Origin of the sequence: Phaeobacter sp. B1627 (genome assembly GCF_006265095.1) — a bacterium.
Lineage (GTDB): Bacteria > Pseudomonadota > Alphaproteobacteria > Rhodobacterales > Rhodobacteraceae > Epibacterium.
The window spans coordinates 1-1,145 of the sequence record NZ_VCNK01000099.1 but is presented as its reverse complement, the minus strand read 5'-3'; the positions used below and the strand labels follow the sequence as shown (position 1 = coordinate 1,145).

Below are 1,145 nucleotides of genomic sequence, written 5' to 3'. Positions count from 1 at the left end.
CTTTGCAAAGTTGCTGTTCCTCAGCTCAGTCTTGAGGCGCGAAATGTGATCAATCGCGGACAAAGCGGTCTTTCCGCTCAACATCGACTTCAACACATGTGGCAAAAATCAGCACGTCTGGCACGGTTCGCTATCTGCATACAGCCGTAGACGAGGTGGGATGCGGCGGTTTGGAGGACATGTTATGTCACATCTCAACCTTCCAGCCATTCGCGCGAAACGCATATCTTGGAACAAAGGCCACGTCATCGGGCAGAAGAGCCCGCTGCTGCCGAAGCATGTCTGGGCCATCCGCGTGCGTCTGGAGCTTGCGGGCAAGCTGCGGGATCTGGCGCTGTTCAATATGGCGATCGACAGTAAACTCAGAGGTTGTGACTTGGTGCGCCTGCACGTCGCCGATGTCTATTCTGCCGAACCGGTCAAGGACCGCGCCTCGATCTTGCAATGCAAAACCGGTCAGCCGGCGCGGTTTGAAATCACTGACGGCACGCGGACGTCCCTGCGGGATTGGTTGGATGTGCTGGATCGCAGGCGCGCCGCGTTCCTGTGGCCGGGGCGCCTTCATGACTGGCCTCATATCGGCACGCGCCAATACGCGGGGTTGGTGCATGAGTGGGTTGCTTCAATTGGTCTCGAACCAAGCGCCTACGGCACCCATTCGTTGCGGCGCACCAAGGTGGCGCAGATCTATCGCAAGACCGGAAACCTGCGCGTGGTACAGCTGCTGCTGGGGCATACAAAGATGGACAGCACGGTCCGATATCTCGGGGTCGACCTGGAGGATGCTCTGACCGTTTCGGAGGGCGTGGAGATCTGACACGCCGGTCAGCTTAAGGGGGGCTGTCAGCCCGAGACTGAGGATAACACAGTCAGAAAGCTCAGGCCGAACGTAAAATCAGCTCTGGACGTGCGGCCTTGGCTCCGCTTACTCTCTCAGAGAACAAACGTTCAGCCCCCGCCGTCGTCAGCGCGTCGATCTAAGCGTCAAGATTTTGATCTGTGGTTGAAACGCGAGCATATCCGATGATCATGCCTCATCATGACAAAAACCGATCCTATACCTCAAACGTTTTGTCACGGGTTTTTGGAACGGCTAACAGCTTGATCACTCGTGCGGAGATTGAGCGTGACAAAAACGACCGTTT

General features: G+C 56.7%; 1 protein-coding gene and 1 pseudogene. One reads left to right on the top strand and one right to left on the bottom strand.

Going from position 1 to position 1,145, the window contains the following annotated elements; genetic code table 11:
• Positions 1-184: 184 nt before the first annotated feature.
• The gene (locus tag FGE21_RS19830) at positions 185-817 is read left to right on the top strand and encodes a tyrosine-type recombinase/integrase (protein WP_139665119.1); all 633 of its coding nucleotides are present in this window, start codon (positions 185-187) and stop codon (positions 815-817) included.
• A 79-nt stretch (positions 818-896) separates the two neighbouring features.
• Here the strand turns inward: FGE21_RS19830 and FGE21_RS20570 are convergent.
• A pseudogene (locus FGE21_RS20570) lies at positions 897-1,031 on the bottom strand (recombinase family protein); the annotation flags it as partial.
• Between the last annotated feature and the right edge of the window lie 114 nt (positions 1,032-1,145).